Source organism: Paludibaculum fermentans (genome assembly GCF_051172195.1).
Classification (GTDB): Bacteria; Acidobacteriota; Terriglobia; order Bryobacterales; family Bryobacteraceae; genus Paludibaculum; species Paludibaculum fermentans_A.
Genome location: NZ_JBPJAQ010000001.1, coordinates 4,095,878 through 4,116,445 on the forward strand (window position 1 = coordinate 4,095,878; position 20,568 = coordinate 4,116,445).

Sequence of the window (20,568 nt, forward strand, 5' to 3'; positions counted from 1 at the left end):
TCCCTCCGGCAAGACCGTGGGGATACGGAAACCAGCGGGGCGAGCGATGCGACTGGGGATTGCGAACTGAACTGCTTCATAGGCGCAAGGCATGTTCCAGGATCTTATCCTCGCCGCGCCCTTGCCCGACACTGTTCGGTAGACTAGTCCTAATGCCCATCATTCACTACGGTCGCGCCCTGTATTATCCTCACATATTCCCCAAAGACCGCGTCTGGCTACGGACTGCCGCCTTGTACCACGACGGCATCTCGCGCATCGTGCCGAAGAGCTTCGTCGCATCGAAACACAAACGATACGACAGCATCAAGCTCCTACAAGACTTCGAAGCGCTGCAAGACTCAGGATTCATCGAAGATGAGGCGCCGACATTTCCGGCCGACGACTCACACGAGAGCTTTCGCCGCTTTCTCGATCTCGTGCGCCAGCGCCGCGTCGTTCAACCCGGGCCGCAGAGAACATATAGCATGTTCATCGACAAGATGGACAGAGCGCTGTTCGACGAACTCCGCGAGGTCGGCCTGGCAATCGAACGCGACGCCGAAATTGAGATGCCTGAAGACGTTGGACTGTTGTACATGACGTTCCTGGCTAAGCACATGGCAGGCCATCGACCAATTCTTACTGACAACCCTGCTTTTCAGACGGCCGACTATGTCCCGCTGCCACCCGAAGGTGGGGGACCACACTCAGACGTGGGGTTTGTGTTGGCGACTGCGGTGATGCGGACGGCACTGCCTGTCGATATTCAGAGCATCCCCATCTCTGACTTGATACAGTTCAGAGAGGACCACACACCAGAACGCGCCGCATTCTATGATGCAATCAGCAACCTCGCGCGCGATCTGCAAGTCTTGCGACCAGGACACGAATTGGAGAAAGCAATCGAGCACCACAACAGCGTGCTTCAGTTGAAGATCAAGGCTCTGGAGTCGAAGCTCAGGCTACTCAACATCACATGCATATCTGGGGTGTTGAGTATGTCCCTCCCGAGCTACTGGGTTTCGGACTGGGGTCTGCACTTAGCGAATCCGGCCTTCTTGGTAGGCGGCGGCGCACTCATTGCTTCATTCATGGCTCTGCGGTGTTATTTGGAACGCGTTCTCACTACGGCTGAGAATCCTGCCGCCTATGTCCACTACATGCAATCTCAACTAACGCCCGCCAAATACACTGAGCAGTTTCTTCAACTGCATTTGTCGTAAGCACAACAAGCAAATCCCAGAAACTCTATGAGCACCGGGCTGCCTTCAGAATTACAACACTTTCCCGTAGGTGGAGAGTCCGCTCGATCCCATCCGCCAGCGAGTTAATATGCTGACCAGAACTCCGCAAATGCCGTAAGACGCCCACCTCGCTCAGGTACCATCCAGAACGCTCGGCTATCTCAGCGATGATGAAGTCAACCGGGACTTCGACGCCTGCATAAGCAGAAGTAGCGACCACAATCCAAACTGCAGCTTCGGGAAGTGCCAATCGCCTCAATCGAAGAAGAATACGCTCCATATCCTCAAAGTAGGCCTGAATCATAGTGGGGATTTTTTTATCCCATAAATCCGCTGAACGCGCCCTTACTTCTGCAATCATGTTAGAAAAAACCGGGCCGAATGATGATCTCTCCGGCAACTCCCATCTCGCTTGAACATGAGATCGGATAGTAGATTTCCGAATCAGTGCGAGCTCTGCCGTAGAATCAACAAATTTACCGAGAAATAGCTCCGGGCGATACACATCCGAGTAGTCAAACGAATTCAAATAAGGAGGAGATGTAACGCATAACTTAAACCTCCGCCCCTCCGTTGTCAAAATTCTCCGAGCATCACCACAATAAATCTCAGAACTATCTTTTGGGATCGGGAACTCTTCAAGATCCGCACAAACAATCTCGACCCTATGCTGAAACCTCTCTTCAAAATGGGCCCGGTCGAATTTTGCCACCTGCCAGTCCTTGCGATACCTTAGGCATTTGCCGTCAGCGACTGCGTTGCAATTATCCATAGCTGCACCCAATAGACAAAGGCGAAGCAAGTTTCCAACACTCTCGGGAGTCTTCTGCGAAGCCCTCCAACCGCCCTCAAACGAACGGAGTACGGATCCGTTGAACAGCCATTTCGATGATTTACCCTTATCGGAAAAGGTAGAGTAGCTATCGAGCGGAGACTTCGCGCCACGCCGCAATCCGAGCAACATGCCACCGAGGTATTCGCGCACTGTTTGCGCTCGACATTGAGTGAGCTTTGTCCGGGAAACAAACTCAAGGAACGGATTGACCTCAATTCCAACCCCCCTATACCCATTGAGACTAGCAGCGAGCGGAACTGTGCCGCTGCCACAGAATGGGTCGAGGATGCTATCCTGAGCGGTCAACTCGACCCTATCAGCAGCGGACTTAAACACTTGCGGAGAGAACCCCTCTTTGATTACGTACCAGCGGTGTCGAGCCAAAGTGGAGCAGTCAGTCGCGGAAGAGCATCCAGTTCCGCGCAGTTCAAACGATTCATTCAACATTAAGGCGCACACTCGGGGGCTACAAACATCCGAATCGGATTCTCAAAGTCATCTCTGGATTCGTGATACTGTGGATCATATTCAATCTCAGCATCAGCGAATTTCATTCCATCAATTGCAGATATAGTAGAGCTATTAAGTACTAGCTTCGCGCGTCGAGCGTCCATAACAACAAGGTAGCCGCGTGCTTCATGAATAGGCGCCTGGATCCTATTTGAATCCATATAATTTGCAAGTTGCTTCGCCCCACTCCTGGCACGCGACGCTGAGTACGATGTTCTTATCTTAACACTATCCCGAGACACTCCTAACCACTTGATCTCGATCAGGGCAAGTCTGTTGGTCATGAACCATGTTACTTTGATGTCAACTGGATGTGACTCGTCAACAATCTGCTCTGGTCGCACCTCGGCACTTGCATTGAGCGTGATTTTAAGAAATCGTGTGAGTGAACGCCGAATGGTCTCTTCCGGGCCGGCAATGAAGAATAGACGCTTCCTATCGTACCAGGCTGTATTCAAAATCTCACATGAAGAGGTCCTCGCGATCGTGTCCCGATAGGATGACAACGCTTCTCTGAGGCTACTGAACGTTGGAACTGCGAAATTACTTGAACGGCCCGGTAACAATTTAACAACATGCTTGCTCTTTTTATTAGCGTGAAAATATTCAGCACCCTGATAAAAAGAATAGACCACTGAGTGCACAGAGAGTACGGCAGGATCTATTGCGTGTTTCGCCCAAAGAATAAATGTACCACTGGGAATTATTTGAATCGCGCAGTGACCAGCAATCTTATTGACGACTTCAGTTACAGAGGAGCATACGAGGCCAGGCTTGGGGATCGGGCGGGCAGTCGGGTCAAGCGATTGAAAAATGATGATCTTTCCGCTGCGACCTTCCGGCGCAATATGAGTATAGAAGCCCCGGATGAAGGTGAGGATCGATCTCACTGCAGGTCCCGCCGCCTCTCCATGCTCCCGCACCACGAACGGCAGGAACGCGTCTTCGAAGACGCTCGCCATCGCTGTTTCGTCGATAGTCATTTCTCCATCGACTCCACAACGCCAGTCGCAATTCCGCCGTTTAGCATCTCCGAAACGCGCCAGAGATAGCCTAGCCACACTGTTGCCGGTATCAGGAGATCTTCGTGCTCGATACCAACCGTGCGGCCGAGAGCCGCGAATTGTTCGTACAGGCGGGGCATATAAGGTCCGTCAAGAAGTGTGCGAGTTGTCAGCAGTTGGCTGGACGGCATCAGCGTGGGCTCCTGGGCGAGCGCGTGTCGAATGACGCCAACGGGCATTGTCAATGCACTCGATGTGGCTGGCTCGAGGCAATCGATTCTTTCCTTATTCTGATGAAATTGACGGAGAACTGAAAGCTCGGACTGTCCGCGCTCTGTGATTCTTACATTCCCCTCCGAAACGCTTAGGAACCCCAGTGCGATCAACGTGCGCACCGCGCTATCCAGCTCGTGGCTAAACGGGGAGCCGCCTCGCGTACCGGCGAAGCCATAACCCCATTCTGCGACGGGCTGCCCCCGGTAGAGAGACAAGAGGCATGCCAAATAGGCGAACACGTGGAGCTCCGCAACGACAGGGTGCTGAATGTTTTTCCGCAGAGCCTCAGAGATGTAGAGGCTATCGAAGGCGGCGTAGGGATTAATCATTCCTTGAGCGGGCTCCGATCTTCGAGCGGGCTTCGATCTTCTTTTCGCTGCGCGCTAGGATTTTCGGCCCCACCATCGCCTTCTCTATCTCGTCAAAGGCCTCATCGAAGAGATGCTCTTCTCCTTGCTGGACATCTGAGAGTTCAGTCCACGATGTCATGCGACATAAATTCATCTCCGCCTGACCGCACTTCGCCGCCAAAGCGAGAAGAAGGCGAGAAGTATTAATATTCGCGGTCATTATTATGCCGAAGCCGTCGCGTACGAATCGCGCAAACATATCCCCTGCCCTACTTTCATAGGCGATATCAAGAGAACCTTCTGGCGTGTCGACAAAAAAGCTACCCTTGCTTTCTAGAGACGACATATACTTAATCAATGCCATTCGCAATGCTATGTCAATAAAGAATCGTTGACTTTCAGACAGTTGATGAAATTGTCGGCGCGCCGAACTCTTCACCTCTAGTAACAAGGCAACTCCAAGATTCTGTGGAGTTTCTAATTTAATATCAAGATCAAGACCGATGAACCGTTGAGCGAGATCGATGAATGCCGGGACGAATTCGACTTCGGCAGCAGCATAGCGATTGATGAGGCCTCTTTGGAGAACCGTGAGCTCCCGGCGGCGGTCGTTGCGTTTGTCGTACTGAGCCTTCTTCTTGTCGAGCAATTCTTCAATTTGAGTCCGATAACGCTTTATCGTCGCATCAATTCCGTCTACCTGCTTCGGACGAGAGACCGCGTCAAGCGATTGCCGGTTCTTCGCCTCGAATTCTACTAGCAACGCTCTAGCTGTGCCCCTTCTCGCCTGCACTTCAGCCAGCTCTCTCTGCAGGCGATCTTTTTGCTTAACGGCATCGACGAGTAGCGCGTGAGTATTTGAAATGTGCTGGTCCAATGCCTGTATCGCCTTGATATCCTTTTTTGTAGCCGGCGTTACCAGCTCTTCACACATCGGACATCGATGATTATCGAGCTTCCGCTGGATCGTGGAACCGACCGATAGACCTTCCGCTCCGCATACGCCACACCGGTTCTCAGCAAGAGACATGGCAACGATAGGACTCTGTTCGACCGCAGATTGCGTTTGAAATCGTCGAGAGAACTCCATCTCGTATTCCGCGCGGAGGGAGGCTTGGCGTGCGCTCAACTCTGAGATCTTCAGATTGGCGTCCTTCAAGGCGTACTCCATGCTCTCGGTCTTCTGCTGGAGATCGTCAGATCTTTTGAACAAACGCTCATGTTCAGCTCGGAGATCTTCGGAATCGTCCGTCGCGCTCTTCCCGCCTATTGCTTTTTGGAGATCCTCAAGCTTTTTTCTGAGCTCTGTGGCCTGCCAGTTAGCATTTCGTGCCAGTGAATCCGCTTTCTCGGACTCTCGCCGTAGCTCATCCGCACGTTCTGCATCTCGCTGATCCACTCCAAATGCTATGTAGAGTGCGCGCTCGAGCACCTTGGCATCCCAGAACAAGAGATGTCGGCTTTCATCGAATGTGAAAACGAAGTGCTGAAGGAAGACGTACTGCTCGAATGAATGCAACCCGATGTCGATAGCCAAGTTTTTGCTGTAGACATCGTGTCGCTCGCGGGGCTTAAGGTCATTAATTCTCGCCAGTGACGCCCCGTCCTCGCCGGTGATCTCTAGCCCTCTCAACTCCTCTGGCTCGAACATGCCACGAGTGAGGCGGTACGACTGTGAACCAACAGTCATCTCCAGAATTACTTCGGCATATTCACGGTCATTTTCGTCAATTCGGCCGTCGAAGAATTCAGTGGAGAAGTCTTCGGTGTGGCGATAGAATTCTCCTATTGAAAGGAAAGCCCGATTAGGATCCGATACTCGGCCAGTCAGTGCGAAGTTGACAGCTGCGAGGAAGGTAGATTTCCCAAGGCCGTTGGCGCCCGCAAGACAGAATACTCCCTTATTGAGTACCACCTCAACTGTTGGCTGTGTCGAATAGAGCGAAAAATTCCTTAGGACTAGCCGGTGAATTTTTGGGAGGTTCAACCGTGGGCGAGGCACGAGTTTCTTCGAAGTGCTAGGCAAGGAGGGGGCTCCGTGGCTCAACATTTTTCTCGTTCGAGCATCGGGGATCTGGAGGTCTAACGACGGTCGAACGAATAAGCGGGAGTCTGGTCATTGGGTTCTGGGGTGGACGCAACCTAAACCACTGATGGTACAGCTTTAGGCATTGGGGCGCAATATGGTCGGGAGTGGACTCGGATGGCTGTAAGCGCTCCGCGTTTCGATGAGTGAAGATGCATTCCCGAACGAGTGGTGATGCTGCAAGAACTCGATGGCGGATCCGGGATATCCACCGGCGACCAAAGTGCGAGGCACTGCGCAATTCGAGACAGTGCCCCCTTCAACCCAGAAATCGGAATCTGTTGACCTGTCACTCCCAAGGCTGGTGCAATGTGAATGAGGGAGGCCCTGGCATTGATGGGCAGCCGGGCGCGCACTCGTCTACAAATCGCAGAGAGCGGGACACTTACCTCCGAAGGCTGCTCGTCCAGACGGTCTGACGCCGCGGATGGGCAGCACCCGACCAAGATTATTGCGATTTCGCAATCGACTCACATTAAACTACTTAAAGAGACCTACGCGGCCCCGCATCCATGCTCGGCTTGGCCCGAAGTACACATTCATTCAACCCAAATCGCCACTGTAGTCTGAAATCAGTGCGGCGAAAACAGTGTAACGACCAGCTCACCAGTACCTGGAGCCGACTCGCAATCCATCTTGCCGCCCCTCCTCACCCCACTTTGTCACACTTCAAGATTTCCAGTGGGATCGCAACTCTCGCCTGCTGCAGCAGCCGCACAACCACTGTCCACTGACCTTCGTCGAGAAGTCTCTCCCTCACTCCCCCCGCACCACCACCCCCGCCAAAGCAAATCCACCCCCACCCAAAAAAGCAATCCCCGAACTCACTGCCGGCAACCCACCGCGAGCTCTCGTCCAACTCCGTCCCTCGTCCTCCGAATAATAGATCCCCTCCGCCGCCCCCGCATACACAATCCCATCCCCAGCCCCCGCTTCCCAAACCGGCGCATCCTGAGTCAGTTCGCCAGCACCACCAGCCGCAACGGCCCCCGCCGCCCTGCCCTGCCCCCAAGTCCGCCCCAGGTCCGCACTCCACAGCAACCCACCCGGATTGTGCCCCACAATCAACGTCCCTCCAGCCGGCGCCAACACCAGCGGCACCACCTCACCCACGCGCACCCAGCGCCGCAACCCCTCCTGAAAGCTCCACAGCCCCTTCGCATACAACCCCGCGAACAACGTACCCTTCACCTTCGTCATCGTGAAGATCTGCCCATCGGCCGGAAGTCCATCACTCATGCCGACCCACGACACGCCTCCGTCCTCGGACGAATACACCCCCTGCTTGTCCGTCCCGGCATAAATCGCAGCCCCATCGCCCAGCAGGGAACGAACATACGGCGCCGGAAATCCGGCACTCCGCGACCACGTTTGGCCCTGATCCACGGAGACCAGCACCCCGCTCCGGTCCGTCCCCGCATACACCCGGTCACCCGCGGTAGCCAGGCTCAGGATCCGCCCGGAAGTCGACGCCACCCCCGAAGCCGCCTGCCACCGCCGCCCCTCGTCCACAGACACGAACACGCCCGCATCCGTCCCCGTCAGGACAGCGCCTCCGATGGCGGCAAAGGCGTTGATCCGCGCCTGCCCCGGCAACCCTTCATCTGCTCGCGACCACGACCGGCCCCGGTCCGTCGTTCGATACACCGCATGGCTCGGGCCGGCCGCACTCGCCATCGCCCCCATCAGCCCCAAAGCAAACAGGCACAAGCCGCCGAGGATCATCCGCACCGTCATACGCCGCCGCCTCCACCTCGTCGCAGGAAACGCTCTATAACTTTGTCGCCCAGGCCCTGAGTGCCGCACCCTCCTAGAATACCCGGGATGAGAAATCCTTCATCACCCCAAACACCCCCATTTCGCACATTAAGAGATCTTGATCACAGGATTTCAAAAAAAATCTCGCTCAACGGAATCAATCATTTACAGATTTTCAGGCCCATAAGCCTTGGTTACCCCTCCCTACCCTGGTTACAGAGGATTACTCGTCGTGAACATCTACGAAGACCCGGGTTTCACCATCTCCGATGCCGATCGCATCTTCCACACCACCTCCGTCCTGGAAGACGGCATCCTCACCGGAGCCAAAGCCTCCGCCGTCACCACCTTCTGCGAACGCAAGGAGTACTACAGGAAAGTTCGTGCCGCCGTCCACGAACAGTACAAACCCACTACCACCTACCAGCACATCCTCGCTGACCGCATGGCCGAATGCATCTGGCGCGCCGAACGCTACGCCTCCTTCGAAGCCAATGCCCTCACCCTCCAGATCCAACGCCAATGGGACATCACCAATGAACTCGTCCCCAAAGCCAGTCCCGGCGTCCACGCCTTGCAGGCCTGGCTGACCATGGACCCCGCTCAGCGCAAGTCGCTCCAGGAAGCTCTCAAACTCGAAGAACGCTACTGGCGGCGCCATCGCGTCCTCGCCGTCGAACTCCGCCTCGTTCAGCGGCTGTACCCGAATTGACGGCCAATACCCGGCAAACCCCGTCACCAAGACAGAAAGGCCCCGCTCATGCCCCTGGAAACAATCTCGGAAAAACGCCTGGCAGCCAACCGCGCCAACGCCCGCAAGTCCACCGGACCCCGTACCCCCGCTGGCAAAGCCGTAGTCTCCGCCAACGGTTGCCGCACCCGCGCCTACGCCCGCGTCCACCGCATGCCGTCCCGCTTGGAGGCTCATTTCCGAGTCATCGCCGAAGACAAAACCAGGGCCATAACCGACCCCGCTCGCCGAGCCCTCCATTTCGACTGGTGGATGCTCGACGGCCACCGCATCCTCCACGAAACCCGGGAGCGCGGCCTCTTCAACGCCGGCCTCGACTACGCCCAGGGCAACCAGGAACTCGCCACCCAATGGGTGCTCCGCCAAACCGGCTATCTCCAGGCCCTAAACCGTTATGCAGGCTGGATCCAGGCCCGTCTCCGCAAAGTCGAACAAGCCCTCAGCGCCGAGCCCGCAAAACTGGAAGCCGAACTAGCCCAAACCCAACCCATCGAATTCGTGGCCGACCAAACCCATTCGGCGAACCAGGCCGACCAAACCCATCCGCACCAACCGCCTCAACAGCCGGTCGGCCACCCCCAGCCTTACCCCCGGCGCAGCCGGGGGCCCGCCGCAACAACACCAACACTCGAGCCAAACGAAGTCAGCCTGACCGCACCATCGCGAGCAACCCCCAGCCCCATCGAATTCGTGGCCGACCAAACCCATTCAGCAAATCTGGCCGACCAAACCCATCCGCAACACTCGCCCCAACAGTCGCCCAGCCGCCCCCAGCCTTACCTTCGGCGCAGCCGGGGGCCCGCCGCAACAACACCAACACTCGAGCCAAACGAAGTCAGCCTGACCGCACCATCGCGAGCAACCCCCAGCCCCACCGAATTTGTGGCCGACCAAACCCATTCGGCGAACCAGGCCGGCCAAACCCATCCGCACCAATCGCCCCAACAGTTGCCCAGCCGCCCCCAGCCTTACCCCCGGCGCAGCCGGGGGCCCGCCGCAACAACACCAACACTCGAGCCAAACGAAGTCAGCCTGACCGCACCATCGCGAGCAACCCCCAGCCCCACCGAATTTGTGGCCGACCAAACCCATTCGGCGAACCAGGCCGGCCAAACCCATCCGCACCAATCGCCCCAACAGTTGCCCAGCCGCCCCCAGCCTTACCCCCGGCGCAGCCGGGGGCTCGCCGCAACATCAACCACACCCGAGCCAAACCCAATCTCCTCCAACTCAGGTGCGCGACCGATCGCCAACCCCAAACCCATAGCAAATCTGGCCGATCAAACCCATCAGCCACACCCGCCCCAACAGTCACCCAGCCACCCCCAGTCTTACCCCCGGTGGAGCCGCAGGCGCAACCGGGGACCCATCCCAATCCCAACGAAACTCGGCTCAAACGACAACCCCGCCTCCAAGGCGCCATCAGCCATCACCGCACCCAATCCAGCCAATGGGTGGCCGGCCAGACTCGTTCTTCCGAGAGCCCCCAACCAGCCACCCAGCTCCTCATCGGTTCTGCTGCGAACCACATCGCAGAGGAAACGGCAGAGCGCCTCGCCGCGTTCGCGGATTCTGGCACGGGTGCGGGGCGTGTTGCGGTTCCGGAGGCCAAACTCGGGAGTGGGACGAGGGAGCGCATCCATTCGACGCGACCGACACCCGGTTCACGCTGGAGCGGAGCCTGTCTCAGGCGCGAGGAAATCATGGCCAGCTCTCGGTGCTGGGGTTTCCGGGCCTCGTGCTGAACCCGGCAGGACCTGCGGTGCGGGTGGAGGTGTTCGAGTTCGCCGAGTCGCCGGGGCTCTCGGCGTGGGGATGGGCGGGCCTTCGGGCGGTGCTTGGGACGTTTCGGTGAGATGCCCGCTCATTGACACTCGCGGCTCTGTACACGGTCGCCGCTCTGTTCGCGGGTTTGGGATGGGCGGGAGAGAAAAGGGCGGCGGGGCCGCCCTCTCCTTGGGGTTACCGCAGGTCGAAGCGGTCCAGGTTCATCACCTTGGCCCACGTCTTCGCAAAGTCCTGCGCGAACTTCTCCTTCGCGTCCGAGGCGCCGTAGACTTCCGCTACCGCTCGCAGTTCGGAGTTGGAGCCGAAGATCAGGTCGGCCGGAGTGGCGGTCCACTTGACCTGGCCGGTCTTGCGGTCTACGCCTTCGTAGAGACCTTCGCCCTTCGTCGACACGGTCCACTTGGTGGACATGTCCAGGAGGTTCACGAAGAAGTCGTTATTCAACGTTCCGGGCCGGGTGGTGAAGACGCCGTAGGGGGAGCCGCCCGTGTTGGCGTTCAGGGCCCGGAGGCCTCCGACCAGGACTGTCATTTCCGGAACGGTGAGTTCCAGCATGTTGGCGCGGTCTACCAGTTTCTCGGCCGGGGAGACGGTTTGGCCGGCTCCGAAGTAGTTGCGGAAGCCGTCGGCCGTGGGCTCGAGGACGGCGAAGGAAGCGACGTCGGTTTGGGCCTGGGTGGCGTCGACACGGCCGGGGGTGAAGGGGACCTGGATGGTTTGGCCGGCATCCTTCGCTGCCTTCTCCACGGCGGCCGTGCCGCCGAGCACGATCAGGTCAGCCAGGGAGACCTTTTTGCCGCCCTTATTGAAGTCGGCTTGGATGGCTTCCAGGCGGGGGAGGACCTTGGCGAGTTCGGCGGGGTTGTTGACGGCCCAATCCTTTTCGGGGGCGAGGCGGAGGCGCGCTCCGTTGGCTCCACCGCGCATGTCGGTGCCGCGGAAGGAGGCGGCGGAGGCCCAGGCGGTGCGGACGAGTTCAGGGACCGTCAGGCCGGAGGCGAGGATCTTTGCCTTGAGCGCGGCGACGTCTTTGGCGTCGAGGGGCTTGGCTTCGGCCTTGGGCAGGGGATCCTGCCAGATGAGGTCCTCGGATGGGACTTCGGCGCCGAGGTAGCGGGCCTTGGGGCCCATGTCGCGATGGGTGAGCTTGAACCAGGCTTTGGCGAAGGCGAGTTGGAACTCCTCGGGGTGTTCGCGGAAGCGGGTGGCGATTTTGTTGTAGCTGGGGTCCATCTTGAGGGCGATGTCGGTGGTGAACATGATGGGCGCGTGGCGCTTGGCGGGGTCGTGCGCATCGGGGACGAGGGTGGCGCCCTTGTTATCGGCGGGGATCCACTGGGTGGCTCCAGCAGGGCTCTTGGTTTTGACCCATTCGAAAGCGAAGAGGTTGTCGAGGTATTGAGAGGACCACTTGGTGGGGGTGGCGCTCCAAGCGCCTTCGAGGCCGCTGGTGATGGCGTCGCCGCCGCTGCCCTTGCCGCACTTGTTGTCCCAGCCGAGGCCCTGCTTTTCGAGGCCGGCGGCGGCGGGTTCGGGTCCGACGCAGGTGTCGACGGGGTGGGCTCCGTGGGCCTTGCCGAAGGTGTGGCCGCCGGCGATGAGGGCGAGGGTTTCTTCGTCGTTCATGGCCATGCGGCCGAAGGTGTCGCGGATGTCCTTGGCGGCGGCGAGGGGGTCGGGGTTGCCGTTGGGGCCTTCGGGGTTCACATAGATGAGGCCCATCTGGACGGCGGCGAGAGGCTTCGCCAAGTTGCGATTGCCGCTATAGCGTTTGTCGTCGAGCATCTTCTGTTCGGGGCCCCAGTAGACGAGCTCGGGTTCCCAGTCGTCGGCGCGGCCTCCGGCGAAGCCGAAGGTTTTGAAGCCCATGTCTTCGAGGGCGACGTTGCCGGCGAGGACCATGAGGTCGCCCCAGGAGAGTTTGGCGCCGTACTTCTGTTTGACGGGCCAGAGGAGGCGGCGGGCTTTGTCGAGGTTGCCGTTGTCGGGCCAGCTATTGAGGGGATCGAAGCGCTGCTGTCCGCCACCGGCTCCGCCACGTCCGTCGAGGGTGCGGTAGGTGCCGGCACTGTGCCAGGCCATGCGGATGAAGAAGGGGCCGTAGTTGCCGTAGTCGGCGGGCCACCAGTCCTGCGAGGTTTTCAGCACATTGTGGATGTCGAGTTTGACGGCTTTGAGGTCGAGGGTGGAGAAGGCTTTGGCGTAGTTGAAATTTGGGCCGAGGGGGTTGGACTGCGGGGCGTTCTGGCGGAGGGGGGTGAGGTCGAGTTTCTCGGGCCACCAGAATTTATTGGATTGTGGCTGCTGGCCCCAGGCGAGGTTCGCGGGCACGAGGGGTGCGGCGGCGAGGACGAGGGCGAGGAGGAGCGGCTTTGCGTACAGCTTCATGGCACCGAGTTTATGCGGCGCGGTAGGATAGGTCAACACGATTGAGGCTATGGTGTGGATCGGAGTTTCCTATGGCACAGAAAATGCGAACACGCGGGTTTGATTTGCGGCAATTGGAGTATTTCTGCGCGGTGGCGCGGACGGGGAGTTTCACGAAGGCGGCGGACGATTTGGGGATCGCGCAGCCGTCGCTTTCGGAGCAGATTGCGCGGCTGGAAGAGGGGTTGGGCGGAGCGCTGTTTGAACGGCTGAACCGGCGGGTGGAGCTGACTCCGCTGGGGGAGGCGATTCTGGGCAAGGCGCAGGCGCTGCTGGAGGATGCGGCGGCGCTGCCGGAGTGTTTTGAGCGGGCGCGGAAGGGGATGCACGGTCCGCTGCGGGTGGGGGCGATTCCGACGATCCTGCCATATTATTTGACGCCGTTGTTGAAGGGGTTCACGGAGCGGTATCAGGACGTGGAACTGCATGTGCGGGAGGGTACGACGGCGGAGCTGGTGGAGCTGGTGTTGGAAGGGCAGATGGATGTGGCGGTGGTGAGCCTGCCGGTGGAGGGGGCGGGACTGGTGATGAAGGAGTTGTTCCGGGATCCGCTGTACCTGGCGGTGCCGGAGGGCCATGCGCTGGCCGGGGCGGAGAAGGTGCAGTTGCGGCGGGTGTCGGAGGAGCGGCTGTTGATCCTGAAGGATGGGCATTGTTTACGGGACGAGACGCTGGCGGTGTGCGACCGGGCGCGGGCGCGGTTTTCGGGGCAGTTTGAGGCGGATCAGTTTTTGACGATATTTGAACTGATCCGGGCCGGGTTTGGGGTGAGCATTGTGCCGGAGATGGGGCGGAGCCTGAGCCAGGGCTGCCGGATGATTGAGATTGAGCCGAAGGTGAGCCGGAGGGTGGGGTATATCCGGCTGGAGCGGCGGTATTTGTCGAAGGCGTTGGAGGCATTTACGGGGTATTTGCGGGAGACGGTGGGGGCTCGGAAACAGTAAGGGGGGTAAGGAGAAGGTGTAATCATTTGAGGAACTGGGCGGGTCATGAATTCTCCTCTTGTACTTTCGCGTTCACAGATTGTGGGCTTCCGGCGGCGGGTTTGTGGTTTAGACGAGCGGCTGCCGGCGGGTGAGGAGTCGTTGCGGCGGGCGGCGTGGGCCGGGTTGCAGGACTCGGTGCCACGGGCGGCTCTGCTGTCGATTCATGCACGGGTGGAAGGGACGGATTCGAGTGGTTGGGCGCATCCATCGCTGGTGCAGTTGTGGGGTCCGCGGTTCAGTGACTATGTGGTGGCGGCCAGGGACCTGGCGGTGTTCTCGCTGGGCCGGCTGCCGGCGGATGCGGTGCGGCGGGCGCGGGCGGAGGATACGGCGGAGCGGCTGCACGCGTATCTGAACGGGCAGCGGATGCCGTTTGGGCAAGCCGGCCGGGGGCTGGGGGTGGCTCCGAACAGTTTGCGGTATGCGGCGGCGACGGGTCGGGTGTTGTTGCGATGGGATGGGTCGCGGCAGCCAGTGGTGTGGACTGGGCCGGCGCCGGAGATGGAGCCGGAAGCGGCGCGGGTGGAGTTGGGGCGGCGGTATTTGCAGGTGTTTGGTCCGGGGACGGCTGCGTCGTTCGCGAAATGGGCGGGGATTGGGGGGCCGGCGGCGGTGGCGGTGTTCCGGGCGATGGCGGGCGGGTTGACGGCGGTGCGGACTGCGGTGGGCGAGGGGTGGATCCTGACGGAAGACGAGGGGGCATTCCGGAGAAAGGGCGGGCCAGCGGCGGTGGCGCGGCTGCTGCCGAGTGGGGATGCGTTCTACCTGGCGTGGGGCGGGGATCGAGAGATCCTGGTGGCCGATGATGAGCGGCGGGCGGAGTTGTGGACTTCGCGTGTGTGGCCGGGAGCGCTGCTGGTGGGCGGTGAGATTGCGGGGGTGTGGCGGCGGGCGGGGGCGGAGGTCTCGATCGATGCCTGGAGACGGTTCTCGGCGAAGGAGCGGGCGGCGGTGGAGGCGGAGGCAGGGGGGCTGCCGGTACCGGGGACTGAAGGCGGGTTGACAGTGCGGTGGGGTGGAGCGAGCGGGGGAAAGTGATGGGCGCGGCGATGGGGCTTTAATCAAAAGCCCGTTTCGGAACGGGCGGTTCTCATGCACAATACTTTGGTTAGGAAGTAATACCAGATGTAAGACTAACCAGGAGACAACCATGAGCACCACGGGCGTACCGAGCCCCGACACGGTCGGGTCGAGAGTCGATATGAAGTTCGAGATTGTCGTCATCCCGGTTTCGGATGTCGGCCGCGCGAAGGAATTCTACAGCCGGCTCGGGTGGCGGCTGGATGCCGATTACGATAACGGCTCAGATTTTCGCGTGCTGCAGTTTACGCCGCCGGGTTCAGGGTGTTCGGTCATCTTCGGGAAGAATGTGACGGGTGCGGCGCCGGGCTCCGCGCAAGGGTTGTACCTGGTTGTCTCCGATATTGCGGCTGCGCGGGCGGAACTGATTGCGCACGGGGTGGATGCGACGGAGATCTTCCACGACGGCGGGGGTGTGTTTGCGGGCAGTGATCCGCACTACCTGTTTGGGCGGGTGAGGGCAAGCGGGTTGGATCCGGAGCGGCGGAGCTACCGGTCGTTCCTCTCGTTCAGCGATCCGGATGGGAACGGCTGGCTGATGCAGGAAGTGACGACGCGGCTGCCGGGGCGGGTGGCCGGCGACACGACGTATGCGTCAGCGAGCGATCTGTCGAAGGCGATGCAGCGGGCGGCGGCGGCGCACGGGCAGCACGAGGCGCGGACGGGGCAGCCGGATGCGAACTGGCCGGAGTGGTATGCGGAGTATATGGTGCGCGAGCAGAAGGGCGAAGCACCGCCGGAGTGACGGCGGGCGATTTGCCGGAAGGGCCGTGCGGCTGAGCGGATGACGCTGGCTGAGCGTGCCTGCACGCCGGTAGACTGGATGTCCAGGAGCTGGCTTTGCACACTTCCGGACCCACAAACGCGCTGATGATTCCCGTGATCGAAACCGAACGGCTGCGGTTGCGCGGCCACCGCCTGGAGGACTTTGTGCCATCGGCCGCCATGTGGGCGGACCCCGCGGTGACGCGGTTTATCGGCGGGCGGCCTTTCTCGGAAGAAGAGGCGTGGGTGCGATTCCTGCGGTATGCAGGGCACTGGCAGTATCTGGGCTTTGGCTATTGGCTAGTGGAAGAACGGGCTACGGGGCGCTTTCTGGGCGAGGTTGGTTTTGCCGATTGGAAGCGAGAGATTGAGCCGCCGATCCAGGGAATACCGGAGGTGGGGTGGGTGATGGTGCCGCCGGCGCAGGGGAAGGGGTATGCGACGGAGGCCGTGCGGGCGGCGTTGGCGTGGCGTGACGTGGAACTGGGGGTGGGGCGCACCGTGTGCCTGATTCATCCAGAGAATGCGGCATCGATGCGAGTGGCGGAGAAGTGCGGCTTCCAGGAATATAGCCGGACGGTCTACAAGGGGCACGCGACGGTGCTGTTGGAGCGGCGGGCCTGATTGCGGGCCGCGGGTTGGCGGTGCGTCCGGAGGCGTGGGAAATTCCCACTTTCCTGGAATTGCGCTGACTGAGCGATGCCAGTGAGGCAATCCCGGCGAAGAAACGGCGCGCTATCTTTTGGTGTTCCCTGGTTGATGGAGTGACTGCAAAGTGACGTAATGCAGGTGACCGACGAGCCTGTATTGCGGCAAATATGCGGCGATACCCGGGCAGTGTGCCTGCTCCCAAGCGATGCACGCAGCCGGTGCCAGCATGGGGCGCCATCCGAATCCGCCTATGTTGTTGTGGGGATTACAGAGAAATGGAGATACCGTAGGCGTCATTGCATTATTTCTGTGTAGCACAACAAGTTTCTTGACTGAGGCGAAAAAACGGGTTATTTTTCATCAGAGATATCGCATTAAATTGGTGGTTCAGGAGAACTCAAGAATGCGAACGCAGAGGGTGTCTTCCGGGGTGGGGATCCTGCTGTCCATTGCGATCACCAGCTTCCTTCTTTTCGCCGTGAATTCCTCACTTGCCTCCGCGCAAGTGCTTTACGGCTCCATTGTTGGCTCCATCACAGACCAGTCCAGCGCCGCGGTAGTGAAGGGGGCGGTGACTGTGACAAATACGTCAACGGGCCTGACTGTGCAGGCTTTCACGGACCAGAGCGGGTATTTCGCGGTCCAGAACCTGATGGAGGGCAGCTATGATCTGTCGATCACGGCTCCGGGGTTCAAGACCGTTACGCAAAAGGGCGTGGCGGTGCGGATCAACAATGTCACGCGTACGGACTTGCGGCTGGAAGTTGGGGGTGTTGCTGAATCGATAACCGTGGCGGCGAGCGAGGCTACGTTGCAGACGAGCAAGGCCGACGTGAACACGAACCTCGAGTCGAGAGCGATCGGCAACCTGCCGCTTTCGGGGTACCGCAACTATCAGACACTGATGAACCTGGTGCCGGGCGCGACGCCGGTGCAGTTCCAGAATGCGGTGATCGACACTCCGCAGCGGGACCTGAGCACGAATATCAACGGCCAGGAGCGCGGGGCGAATAATACGCGGGTGGACGGCGCGGCGAACATTCTGGTGACGATGCCGCACCATATGGTGTATGTGCCGCCAGTGGAGAGTATTGAGGAGGTGAACATCTCCACGAACAATTTCGACGCGGACCAGGGGATGACGGGTGGCGCGGCGGTGACCGTGGCCACAAAGACGGGGACCAATAGTTTCCATGGCAGCGCGTTTGGATTCAATGCAAACAATGTCACGCGGGCCATGCTTTGGGATGAGAATCGCACAGGGACCACGAAGAAGCCGAATGGGAACCGCAACATTGTCGGCGGGAGTGTAGGCGGGCCGGTGAAGCGGGGCAAGCTGTTCTTCTTCACGGATTGGGAAGGCACGTTCGAGCGTGTGGGGCGGTCGAGCCTATTCTCCGTCCCGACGGATGATTTCCGGGCGGGCGATTTCAGCAGGAAGCTGGGCTCGCAGATTCTGGATGCGCAGGGCCGGCAGATCATGGTGCCGACCACGGAGGGCGGCCAGACGGCGTTGCGGGAAGGGATGGTGTTCGACCCGTATTCCGGCAGTCCGGATGGCACCGGCCGGTCGGTCTTTTCGAGCGGCGGACGTCTCAACGTGATTCCGGGTTCGCGGTTCAACGCGCCGATGCAGAAGCTGCTGGCGCTGGTGCCGCATGCGAACCAAGCGGGGGACCTGAGCAACTATTTCAACCAGGGGACGCAGCGGCTGAATCGCAACAATCTCGATGCGAAGATCAACTGGAACCGGAGCGCGAAGAATCAGATCTGGGGCAAGTACAGCGTGATGAATGCGCTGGTGCACGGAGATTTCGGATTGGGCGCGGCCGGCGGCGGGTGCCTGTGCGACGGCGGTGTGGGAGACGGTCACACGCTGGTGCAACTGGCGGCGATCGGGCAAACGTACACGGTTACGCCGACGTTCCTGATTGACGGAACGGTGGGCTGGACGCGGTTCGGGCAGAACGTGCAGTCGCCGGACCTGGGCACGAATTTCGGGCTGGACGTGTTGGGGATCCCGGGGACAAACGGCCCGGATCCGAAGGAAAGCGGGATGCCGGCGTTCTATGTTTCCGACTACTCGGGACTGGGGAATACGGAAGGCTGGAACCCGTTATACCGGAACGACCAGTCGATCACTTTGAACACCAATGCGAGCTGGATGAAGGGCAAGCACGATATCCGGTTTGGCTTCGAGTTCCTGCATCACCTGATGAATCACTGGCAACCGGAGCTGGGCGAGGGCCCGCGCGGCGCGTTCTATTTCGGATCTGGATTGACGGCGCTGAACCCGTCGGCCCTGGAGCAGACGGTGGGGTTCCAGAATGGGGCTCCGTCGTTTGAAGAGACCTGGAACGGGATGGGTGCTTTTCTGCTGGGGGCATCGAACGAAGCGGGGAAGAGCAGCCAGTTCATCAAGATGAACAGCATGGAGAATGTGTATGCGCTGTATGTGAGAGACCGGTGGAGGGTGAGTCCCAAGCTGACGCTGAGCCTGGGGCTGCGCTGGGAGCTGTATCCGACGCGGACCCGTTCGGCTGGGATGGGTGTTGAATCCTACGATCCGACGACGAACGAGGTGCTGGTGGGCGGGTATGGCGGAGTGCCGAGGGATGCGGGGGTGGGCTTCAGCAAGAAGCTGTTCGCGCCGCGCGTGGGCCTAGCGTATCAGGTGGCGAACAACACGGTGATCCGGAGCGGCTATGGCATCACGTATCACTCGCATCCATGGGGTGCGCAGGCATTGCGGGGCTGGTATCCGTTGACGCTGGTGTCGGTATTCGATGGGGTGAATGGCTACCAGCCGGTGACGACCGATCCGAACTATGTAAAGGCGGGCGTGCCGAACCAGCCATTGGGTCCAAATGTGGGCATCATTCCAATCTGCTGCCCGGACATCAGCAAGGGCCGGATTCCTCTGCCGTCGTCGGACGAGATGGGCTATCCGGTGGCGAACGAGCAGATGAAGCGAGGCTACATCCAGTCGTGGAACTTCATCGTCGAGCACAAGCTGCCGGGCGAGTTCCTGGCGTCGCTGGGTTATGTCGGGACGGCCTCGGTGAATGGGTTCGCGTTCCTGGATATCAACGCCTCGCAGATCCCGGGTTCGGGCAACGACGGGCGAGTGTTGTATCAGCGGTTCGGGCGCACTGCGACGACTCGAGAGTGGAATGGGCGTACACACAGTAACTACCACTCGATGCAGATGTCGGTGAACCGGCGCCTGACGGGTGGCCTGCTGATTAAAGGCGCGTATACGTATTCGCATGCCATCGACGAGGCAAGCTACAGCGATTGGACAGCGTTCAGTTGGAATGCGCTGAGCGTGCTCGACCGGAACCGCGCCAATTCGAATTTCAACATCCCACATATGTTCCAAGTGGGCTATATGTATGAGCTTCCATTCGGGAAGACGAAGAAGTGGGCAACGGGCGGGGTGGCCGCGGCGGTGTTGGGCGACTGGCAGTTCAATGGACTGTTTGCCGCTTACCAGGGGCGGCAGTATACCGTCACTGCTTCCGGGTCGAGCTTGAATATGCCGGGGAATCTGCAGACGGCGGATCTGGCGAAGCCGAATGTGGACAAGTTGGGGTTGGTGGGTGACGACGGGACGTGGTTCGACACGACAGCCTTTTCGCGTCCCACTGGCGCAAGGTTTGGGACAGTGGGGCGGAATACGATGCGCGGACCGGGCGTGATCAATGCGGACTTGAGTCTCTACCGGACGTTCAAGATCACCGAGGCGGTGAATGTGCAGTTCCGAGGGGAGTCGTTCAACCTGAGCAACACACCGCACTTCGCGAACCCCAATAGCAATGCCAATAGTTCGAACTTCGGGCGGATCCTGGCGACGCAGTCGGGGGATGCGATGGGGCGGTCGCGGGAGTTCCGGTTTGGGTTGAGAGTGGGGTTCTGAATTGTGGCTGGTCGCGGGCGCGGGAGGTGGTTCTCCTGCGTCCGCGATGGACGGATCGCCGGTGAGGGATTGGGGTGTCGGATGGCGGGGTCCGTGGATGACGAGCCGCCTAGGGATCTTGAGGATGCTTCGGATTGTGACGAATCCGCTTCGGGG

Annotated in this window: 13 protein-coding genes and 1 pseudogene; 7 read left to right on the top strand and 7 right to left on the bottom strand. The window is 59.9% G+C overall.

The window, feature by feature from the left end; all coding sequences use genetic code 11:
• Window positions 1–152 precede the first annotated feature (152 nt).
• Window positions 153–1,205: a hypothetical protein gene (locus ACR9Y2_RS16590; protein WP_435042562.1), complete on the top strand. Its 1,053-nt coding sequence runs from the start codon at window positions 153–155 to the stop codon at window positions 1,203–1,205.
• A 25-nt stretch (window positions 1,206–1,230) separates the two neighbouring features.
• Here the strand turns inward: ACR9Y2_RS16590 and ACR9Y2_RS16595 are convergent, their stop codons facing one another.
• From ACR9Y2_RS16595 to ACR9Y2_RS16620, 6 genes and pseudogenes are all read right to left on the bottom strand, one after another.
• Window positions 1,231–2,211 carry a hypothetical protein gene (locus tag ACR9Y2_RS16595; protein WP_435044909.1) on the bottom strand — a complete coding sequence of 327 codons (981 nt, stop codon included), beginning with the start codon at window positions 2,209–2,211 and terminating at the stop codon, window positions 1,231–1,233.
• A gap of 48 nt (window positions 2,212–2,259) precedes the next feature.
• Window positions 2,260–2,508, bottom strand: a pseudogene (locus tag ACR9Y2_RS16600) (DNA methyltransferase); the annotation flags it as partial.
• Complete coding sequence (locus ACR9Y2_RS16605) at window positions 2,508–3,554, bottom strand: hypothetical protein (protein ID WP_435042563.1); 1,047 nt, start codon at window positions 3,552–3,554, stop codon at window positions 2,508–2,510. The gene ACR9Y2_RS16605 and the pseudogene ACR9Y2_RS16600, both read right to left, overlap by 1 nt.
• Entirely contained in the window at window positions 3,551–4,180 is a 630-nt protein-coding gene (locus ACR9Y2_RS16610; RefSeq protein WP_435042564.1) for a hypothetical protein, read from the bottom strand. Before ACR9Y2_RS16610 ends, ACR9Y2_RS16605 begins: the two co-directional genes overlap by 4 nt.
• Window positions 4,173–6,251, bottom strand: a complete 2,079-nt coding sequence (locus tag ACR9Y2_RS16615; RefSeq protein ID WP_435042565.1) for an AAA family ATPase — start codon at window positions 6,249–6,251, stop codon at window positions 4,173–4,175. The genes ACR9Y2_RS16610 and ACR9Y2_RS16615 overlap by 8 nt, the downstream gene beginning before the upstream one ends.
• A 792-nt stretch (window positions 6,252–7,043) precedes the next feature.
• The gene (locus ACR9Y2_RS16620; protein WP_435042566.1) at window positions 7,044–8,024 is read right to left on the bottom strand and encodes a WD40/YVTN/BNR-like repeat-containing protein; all 981 of its coding nucleotides are present in this window, start codon (window positions 8,022–8,024) and stop codon (window positions 7,044–7,046) included.
• Window positions 8,025–8,277: 253 nt separating this feature from the next.
• On the opposite strand from ACR9Y2_RS16620, the gene ACR9Y2_RS16625 reads away from it, so the two are divergent.
• A complete protein-coding gene (locus ACR9Y2_RS16625; protein WP_435042567.1) occupies window positions 8,278–8,757 on the top strand; it encodes a hypothetical protein in 480 nt (159 codons plus the stop codon).
• A gap of 2,001 nt (window positions 8,758–10,758) precedes the next feature.
• On the opposite strand, the gene katG is transcribed toward ACR9Y2_RS16625, so the two are convergent.
• Window positions 10,759–12,972, bottom strand: a complete 2,214-nt coding sequence (katG, locus tag ACR9Y2_RS16630; protein WP_435042568.1) for a catalase/peroxidase HPI — start codon at window positions 12,970–12,972, stop codon at window positions 10,759–10,761.
• 71 nt (window positions 12,973–13,043) lie between these two features.
• Here katG and ACR9Y2_RS16635 point away from each other — a divergent pair, with 71 nt between their 5' ends.
• From ACR9Y2_RS16635 to ACR9Y2_RS16655, 5 genes are all read left to right on the top strand, one after another.
• Window positions 13,044–13,955, top strand: a complete 912-nt coding sequence (locus ACR9Y2_RS16635; protein ID WP_435042569.1) for a LysR family transcriptional regulator — start codon at window positions 13,044–13,046, stop codon at window positions 13,953–13,955.
• 45 nt (window positions 13,956–14,000) lie between these two features.
• Window positions 14,001–15,035: a DNA glycosylase AlkZ-like family protein gene (locus ACR9Y2_RS16640; RefSeq protein WP_435042571.1), complete on the top strand. Its 1,035-nt coding sequence runs from the start codon at window positions 14,001–14,003 to the stop codon at window positions 15,033–15,035.
• Between the two features lie 112 nt (window positions 15,036–15,147).
• On the top strand, window positions 15,148–15,822 hold the full coding sequence (locus ACR9Y2_RS16645; RefSeq protein WP_435042573.1) for a VOC family protein: 675 nt from the start codon (window positions 15,148–15,150) through the stop codon (window positions 15,820–15,822).
• Between the two features lie 125 nt (window positions 15,823–15,947).
• Window positions 15,948–16,466, top strand: coding sequence for a GNAT family N-acetyltransferase (locus ACR9Y2_RS16650; RefSeq protein WP_435044873.1), 519 nt, complete (start codon window positions 15,948–15,950; stop codon window positions 16,464–16,466).
• A 430-nt stretch (window positions 16,467–16,896) separates the two neighbouring features.
• Window positions 16,897–20,412 (top strand): TonB-dependent receptor domain-containing protein, encoded by a 3,516-nt coding sequence (locus tag ACR9Y2_RS16655; RefSeq protein WP_435042575.1) that lies wholly within the window; start codon window positions 16,897–16,899, stop codon window positions 20,410–20,412.
• Window positions 20,413–20,568: the final 156 nt, after the last annotated feature.

What these genes read in the sequence shown, in the direction of transcription:
- ACR9Y2_RS16590 (WP_435042562.1), top strand. Translation starts at nt 153, where the DNA reads ATGCCCATCATTCACTACGGTCGCGCCCTGTATTATCCTCACATATTC.
- ACR9Y2_RS16605 (WP_435042563.1), bottom strand. Translation starts at nt 3,554, where the DNA reads ATGACTATCGACGAAACAGCGATGGCGAGCGTCTTCGAAGACGCGTTC.
- ACR9Y2_RS16610 (WP_435042564.1), bottom strand. Translation starts at nt 4,180, where the DNA reads ATGATTAATCCCTACGCCGCCTTCGATAGCCTCTACATCTCTGAGGCT.
- ACR9Y2_RS16615 (WP_435042565.1), bottom strand. Translation starts at nt 6,251, where the DNA reads ATGTTGAGCCACGGAGCCCCCTCCTTGCCTAGCACTTCGAAGAAACTC.
- ACR9Y2_RS16620 (WP_435042566.1), bottom strand. Translation starts at nt 8,024, where the DNA reads ATGACGGTGCGGATGATCCTCGGCGGCTTGTGCCTGTTTGCTTTGGGG.
- katG (WP_435042568.1), bottom strand. Translation starts at nt 12,972, where the DNA reads ATGAAGCTGTACGCAAAGCCGCTCCTCCTCGCCCTCGTCCTCGCCGCC.
- ACR9Y2_RS16635 (WP_435042569.1), top strand. Translation starts at nt 13,044, where the DNA reads ATGGCACAGAAAATGCGAACACGCGGGTTTGATTTGCGGCAATTGGAG.
- ACR9Y2_RS16640 (WP_435042571.1), top strand. Translation starts at nt 14,001, where the DNA reads ATGAATTCTCCTCTTGTACTTTCGCGTTCACAGATTGTGGGCTTCCGG.
- ACR9Y2_RS16645 (WP_435042573.1), top strand. Translation starts at nt 15,148, where the DNA reads ATGAGCACCACGGGCGTACCGAGCCCCGACACGGTCGGGTCGAGAGTC.
- ACR9Y2_RS16650 (WP_435044873.1), top strand. Translation starts at nt 15,948, where the DNA reads ATGATTCCCGTGATCGAAACCGAACGGCTGCGGTTGCGCGGCCACCGC.
- ACR9Y2_RS16655 (WP_435042575.1), top strand. Translation starts at nt 16,897, where the DNA reads ATGCGAACGCAGAGGGTGTCTTCCGGGGTGGGGATCCTGCTGTCCATT.